Here is a 6202-nt window from a genome sequence, read left to right as displayed (position 1 = left end):
CCCTGCCCCACCCCCCTTGAAGCTGACGGGCGTGAAGGTGTCCTGGCTGCGGTCGGGGACGCCGTGCGCGGCCATCGTGATGACGTAGCACTGCGTTTTGAGGCAATCGACCTTCCGGCCGTCGCCGTCGGTGTACTTCGCCTTCACCTGGAGGTTCACCGAGAAGCCGCCGGACGCGCTCATCGGCGCCTGCCCCCCGCCGCCCGATCCGCCGGGATGCACCCACTTCGCGGACAGGAAGGAGTTGGAGTTCGTCGACCAGTCCGCGCGGCGCGGCCCGAAGACCACGTACACGCCGAACCTGTTGTTGCGCGCGGGGTCGAAACCGGACCCGCCGACGCTGATCGTCTGGCCGCCCGGGTCGAGGCCCGTGGCGGGGGACACCCGCACCGACGCCGCGAAGGCGGGCTGGGGCGCCGCCACCAGCAGTCCGAAGGCCGCAACGGCCACGGCGGCCCCCCGCCGGGACGCCGCGCCGGCCGACATGAAGTTAGGCAAGGCTCACCTCTTAAAAGTTAGGCAAGCCTAAGCTAATGTAAGCGCGAATCTTGGTAAAGGCCCTGGTGGGCCACGGATCGGCCCCGCGGCGCCTGGCCACGGGCCGCCGGGGAGTAGGGGATTGACAACCCGATGCACGCACCGCACGCCGCCGCACGCCGCACAGCACGCCCCTTCACACGCGCTGCCGCCCCGCTCGCACTGACGGCCGCCGCCGGTCTCGCGCTCGCCCCCGCCGCGTTCGCGGGCACCGGCGAGGCCACCGGGCCGGACGGGCAGACCCTCACGGTCTCGGAGGTGAACGGGCTGCCGGCCGAGGGGGCCACCGTCCAGGTCAGGGGCTCCGGATTCGACCCCCGCAAGGGCATCTACGTGGCGCTGTGCAAGGACAACGGGCCGGGCAAGGCCCCCTCCCCCTGCGGCGGCGGCGCCGACACGTCCGGGACCGCCGGCGCGTCGCAGTGGGTGTCCTCCAACCCGCCCCCGTATGGGAAGAGCCTGGCCGTCCCGTACGGGCCCGGCGGGACCTTCGACGTGCGGATCCGCATCGGGCCCGAGCTGTCCGGCGGCGTCGACTGCACCGAGGTCCGCTGCGCCGTCGTGTCCAGGACGGACCACACACGCGGCTCCGACAGGTCCCAGGACGTCAAGGTCCCGGTGACGTTCGGCGACGGCGGCGGCTTCCCGGCCTGGGGCTGGGCGGCCGCCGGAGCGGGCGGCATCGCTGTGGTCGGCGGCGGCGCGCTGCTCGTGCTGCGCCGCCGCCGGGGCACCGCCGCGCCGTCCGGGGCCGCCGCGTGACCCGATCCTCAAGGGGCGCGGCGGGGCGCCTGGCCGCGGCGCTCACGCTCGGCGGCGCGCTGGTGCTCAGCGGGTGCGGCATCGGGACGACCGGCGTGCGCACGGGCGGCACCGATCCCGCCGCCCGCTGCGGACCCAGCACCGTCGACGCACCCGAGGGCGACCCGCGGCCGGTCGCCGCGTCGCCCGAGCCGGGGCTCCCGGTGACCGTGCGGTCCGCCGACGGGGAAGAGGTGACGGTCCGCGACGCGCGGCGCGTCCTCGCGGTCAACCTGTACGGCTCGCTGGCCGAGATCGTCCACGCGCTGGGCCTCGGCGACCGGCTGGTCGGGCGGGACGTCTCCACCACCTTCCCCGCCGCCCGCGGGCTCCCGCTGGTCACCGGGCAGGGCCACGACCTGTCCGCCGAGGGCGCCCTGAAGCTCGATCCGTCCGTCGTGATCACCGACGAGAGCATGGGGCCGCCGGAGGTGCTGGACCAGCTCCGCCAGTCCGGCGTGCCGGTCGTCCTCATCGACGACGAGCAGACGCTGCCCGCCGTGGGCGAGCACATCCGCGCCGTGGCGGCCGCACTCGGCGTGCCCGGCGCGGGCCGCAGGCTCGCCGCCCGGGTGGCCGGGGAGATCGCGGGCGCCGCCGGGCAGGCGTCCGGCGGCCGCCTCCGCGTCGCGTTCCTCTACCTGCGCGGCAGCGCGGGCGTCTACCTGATCGGCGGGAAGGGCGCCGGGTCGGACGCGATGATCGAGGCGATCGGCGCGACCGACGCGGGCACGGCCGCCGGCCTGTCCGGCTTCCGGCCGCTGACCAGCGAGGGGCTCATCAACGCGGCGCCCGACGTGCTGCTGGTCATGACCGCCGGGCTGGAGTCGGTCGGCGGCGTCGACGGGCTGCTCAAGCTGCCCGGCGTCGCGCAGACCCCCGCCGGGCAGAACCGCCGCGTCGTGGACGTCGCGGACGGAACGCTGCTGACCTTCGGCTCCCGCACCGGGGAGACGATCTCCGCGCTCGCCGACGCCGTCCACAGGCCGTGCTGATGAAGACGGCGACGGAGAAGACGGCACCTGAGAAGGCGACGCCCGGGAAGAAGGGCGCGGACCGCGAGCACCGCCGGGTCCGCGGACCGGTCCTGATCGGAGTGCTCGGCGCGGCGCTGGTGCTCCTGGCGCTCGCCGCCGCCGGCATCGGCCAGGTCAACGTCCCGCCCGACCAGGTCCTCGGCTCGATCATGCACCGCCTCGGGCTCGGCATCGGGCCGCGCCCCACGGCCGCGCAGGGCGACAACGCGCTGTGGATCGTGCGGTTCCCGCGCGTCGCGCTGGCGGTCCTCGTCGGCGCGGCGCTCGGCGCCTCCGGCGCCGTCATGCAGGGCGTCTTCGGCAACCCGCTCGCCGAGCCCGCCGTCATCGGCGTGTCCTGGGGCGCCGCGGTCGGCGCCGCCACCGTCATCACGTTCGGGCTGACCCTCTTCGGCAATTGGACGATCGTGACCGCCGCGTTCGTGTGCGGGCTGGTCACCACGCTCATCGTGTACGCGATGTCGCGGGCGGGGGGACGCACCGAGGTGGTGACGCTGCTGCTCACCGGCATCGCGATCAACGCGGTGGCGAGCGCGCTGCTCGGGCTGCTGATGTTCGCGGCCGGGAACGACGCGCTGCGCGCCATCACGACCTGGAACCTCGGCAGCCTCGCCGGCGCGAACTGGGACGCGGTCGCTACGGTCGCACCGCTGACCGCCGCGGGCCTCGCGGTCGCGTTCGGCTGCGCGCGGCGCCTCGACCTGCTGGCCCTCGGCGAGCGCACCGCCCGGCACCTCGGCGTGGACGTGGAGCGGCTGCGCTTCACCGCGATCCTGGTGATCGCGCTGCTGACCTCGTCCGCCGTCGCGTTCGCCGGGGTCATCTCGTTCGTCGGGCTGGTCGTGCCGCACCTGATCAGGATGGCGGCGGGCCCCGGGCACCGGACGCTGATCCCGGCGAGCGCGCTCGGCGGCGCGGTCGTGCTGGTCGCGGCGGACGTGGCGGCCCGGACCGCGATCCCCTACCAGGAGCTGCCGCTCGGCGTCCTCACGGCGCTGTTCGGCGGCCCGTTCTTCTTCTGGCTGCTGCGCCGCGCCCGGCGCAGTTCGGGAGGCTGGGCATGATCGGCCTGCGGACGCGCCGGGCGCGCCCGCCGCGGCCCGTCCCGGCCGGGTCGGCGGCGATCGAGGTGCGGGGGCTGGGCGCCGAGCGCGGTGCCCGGGCGGTCCTGACCGGGGTCGACCTCACCGTCCGGGCCGGGGAGGTGCTGGCGCTCGTCGGCCCGAACGGCGCCGGCAAGTCCACGCTGCTCGGCGCGATCGGCGGCGACGTCGCGTGCACCGGGGACATATCGGTGGACGGCGCGCCGCTCGCCGCGTGGAGCCACGCGGAGCTGGCGATGCGGCGCGCGATCCTGCTGCAGCGGCAGACCGTGTCGTTCCCGTTCACCGTCGCCCAGGTCGTCGCGATGGGCCGGGCGCCGTGGGCGGGGACGCCGCTGGAGGACGACGACGAGGCCGCGGTCGCGGAGGCGATGCGGCAGACCGACACCGCGGCCTTCGCGCACCGCCCCTACCCACGGTTGTCGGGCGGGGAGCAGGCCAGGGTCGCGCTGGCCCGCGTCCTCGCCCAGCGGACCGGCGCGCTGCTGCTGGACGAGCCGACCGCCGCGCTCGACCTGCACCACCAGGAGATGGTGTTCGGCGTCGTCCGGGAGCGCGCCGCGGCGGGCGCCGCGGCGGTCGTCGTCGTGCACGACCTCGGGCTCGCCGCCGCGCACGCCGACCGCGTCGCGGTCCTCGCCGAGGGGCGGCTCGCCGCCTGCGGCCCGCCCGGCGAGGTCCTCACGGCCGCGCTGCTCAGCGACGTGTACCGGCACGACGTCGAGGTCGTCCCCCACCCGCGCACCGGCCGGCCGCTGATCCTCCCGCACCGCCCCGCATAGGGTGATGGTCTCCACGGGGGGAAACCTGGAAACGTTGAACCGGTCTCCGCCCTGTCCGCGTGCAGTAGGTGTCGCGTCTGCGGCGGGGGACCGGACCAGGGGAGGACGTGCTGACCACCGATAGCCGCATGGAGCGGGTGAACGACGAGGGCGCCGGCGGCGGGCACGCCGGCGGGCCCGCGGAGGAGGCCGCGCGGGAGCCGGGCGGCGACAAGCCGGGCGGCGGGCGGCGGTGGCGCCGGATCGCGGGCCGGGCCTGCACCGTCGCCGCCTTCCTGTTCGTGCTGGCGGCGCTCGTCGCGCCGGCCGAGCTCACCCGGCTGACCCCGGCCGCGTTCGCGCGGATCCCGGTCGAGGGGATCGCGGGCGTCGCCCTGATCCTCGTTGTGCCGGCGCGGGCGCGGCGGTACGTCGCCGGGGCGGCGGGCGCCTTGCTCGGGCTGCTGCTCGTCCTGAAGGTGATGGACATCGGTTTCGAGGCCGTGATGTTCCGGCCGTTCGACCTCGTGCTCGACTGGCCGCTGCTCGGGCCCGCCGTCGAGTTCGTCGAGAAGTCGTCCGGCCGGACGGGCGCGATCGGCGTGCTGGTCCTCGCGGCGGTGCTGGCCGCCGCCGTGGCCGTGCTCATGTCGCTGTCGGCGCTGCGGCTGGCCCGCGCGGCCGCCCGGCACCGCAGGACGTCGGTACGCGCCGCCGCCGCGCTCGGCACCGTGTGGGTCCTGTGCGCGGCGCTCGGCGTCCAGGCGGCCGACGGCCTGCCGGTCGCGTCGAGGAGCACCGCCGTGCTCGCCTACGACCACACCGTGCAGGTCCGGGCCAGCCTGAACGACGGGGAGGAGTTCGCCGAGGCCGCCGCCGTCGACGCCTTCCGCGGCACGCCCCCCGACCGGTTGCTGACGGGGCTGCGCGGCAAGGACGTCGTCCTGGCCTTCGTGGAGAGCTACGGGCGCTCGGCGCTGGAGCACCCCGAGTACGCGGCGCAGGTCGGCGGCGTCCTGGACGCGGGCACGCGGCGCCTGGACGAGGCCGGGTTCTCCGCGCGCAGCGGCTGGCTCACCTCGCCCACCACGGGCGGCGGGAGCTGGCTGGCGCACGCGACCCTGCTGTCGGGCCTGTGGGTCGACAACGAGCAGCGCTACCGGACCCTCGTCAACAGCGACCGCTTCACCCTCAACCAGGCGTTCCAGCGGGCGGGTTCCCGGACGGTCGCGCTCATGCCGGCCATCACCCGGACCTGGCCCGAGGGCGGGTTCTTCGGCTACGACAAGGTGTACGACAGCCGCAACATCGGCTACCGGGGGCCGCGCTTCGCGTTCGCCACGATGCCCGACCAGTACACGCTGTCGGTCCTCCAGCGCAACGAGCTCGCGGCCGGCGACCGCGCCCCCGTGATGGCGGAGGCGGCCCTGGTGTCGAGCCACGCGCCGTGGGCCGCGATCCCCCGCCAGGTCCCGTGGGACCAGGTCGGCGACGGCTCGGTCTTCCAGGGCATGGGCAAGGGCGACGACGCGCCATGGCCCCCGCCGGACGAGATCCGCGGCGAGTACCGCAAGTCGATCGAGTACACGCTGAACACGCTCATCTCCTACGTGGAGACCTACGGCGACGACGACACCGTGCTCGTCTTCCTCGGCGACCACCAGCCGTCCCCGGTCCTCGCGGGGCAGGGTGCGAGCCGGGACGTGCCGATCACGGTCGTCGCCAAGGACGAGGCGGTCCTGGCGAAGATCTCCGGGTGGGGCTGGCAGGACGGGCTCAAGCCCGCGAAGAACGGCCCGGTGTGGCCGATGCACGCGTTTCGCGACCGATTCCTCACGGCTTTCGGCGGCTGATCCGATTGGCGGGACGGCATTCCGGGAATGGTCAATGACGATCAGAATCCGCAGGTGCCCGACCCACCCCCCGCCAACTCCTGTGGAAGGCTCAGCATGCCGTACCCACC

5 protein-coding genes and 1 pseudogene are annotated in these 6202 nt (G+C 75.2%); 5 read left to right on the top strand and 1 reads right to left on the bottom strand.

Annotation, left to right across the window (positions count from 1 at the left end; all coding sequences use genetic code 11):
* Positions 1-450 (bottom strand): annotated as a pseudogene (locus tag E1266_RS34735) (hypothetical protein); the annotation flags it as partial.
* 180 nt (positions 451-630) lie between these two features.
* On the opposite strand from E1266_RS34735, the gene E1266_RS34730 reads away from it, so the two are divergent.
* From E1266_RS34730 to E1266_RS34710, 5 genes are all read left to right on the top strand, one after another.
* The gene (locus E1266_RS34730; RefSeq protein ID WP_243719275.1) at positions 631-1299 is read left to right on the top strand and encodes a hypothetical protein; all 669 of its coding nucleotides are present in this window, start codon (positions 631-633) and stop codon (positions 1297-1299) included.
* Positions 1296-2333 (top strand): ABC transporter substrate-binding protein, encoded by a 1038-nt coding sequence (locus E1266_RS34725; protein ID WP_243719273.1) that lies wholly within the window; start codon positions 1296-1298, stop codon positions 2331-2333. The genes E1266_RS34730 and E1266_RS34725 overlap by 4 nt, the downstream gene beginning before the upstream one ends.
* Positions 2333-3439, top strand: coding sequence for an iron ABC transporter permease (locus E1266_RS34720; RefSeq protein ID WP_132054422.1), 1107 nt, complete (start codon positions 2333-2335; stop codon positions 3437-3439). Before E1266_RS34725 ends, E1266_RS34720 begins: the two co-directional genes overlap by 1 nt.
* Entirely contained in the window at positions 3436-4260 is an 825-nt protein-coding gene (locus tag E1266_RS34715; RefSeq protein ID WP_132054420.1) for a heme ABC transporter ATP-binding protein, read from the top strand. The genes E1266_RS34720 and E1266_RS34715 overlap by 4 nt, the downstream gene beginning before the upstream one ends.
* A 107-nt stretch (positions 4261-4367) precedes the next feature.
* Positions 4368-6092 (top strand): sulfatase-like hydrolase/transferase, encoded by a 1725-nt coding sequence (locus E1266_RS34710; RefSeq protein ID WP_207946104.1) that lies wholly within the window; start codon positions 4368-4370, stop codon positions 6090-6092.
* The last annotated feature ends 110 nt before the right edge of the window (positions 6093-6202 follow it).

Origin of the sequence: Actinomadura sp. 7K534 (genome assembly GCF_004348575.1) — a bacterium.
GTDB lineage: Bacteria > Actinomycetota > Actinomycetes > Streptosporangiales > Streptosporangiaceae > Spirillospora > Spirillospora livida.
Note: the sequence above shows the minus strand (reverse complement) of the source record. Positions and strands in the feature narration are given on the sequence as shown.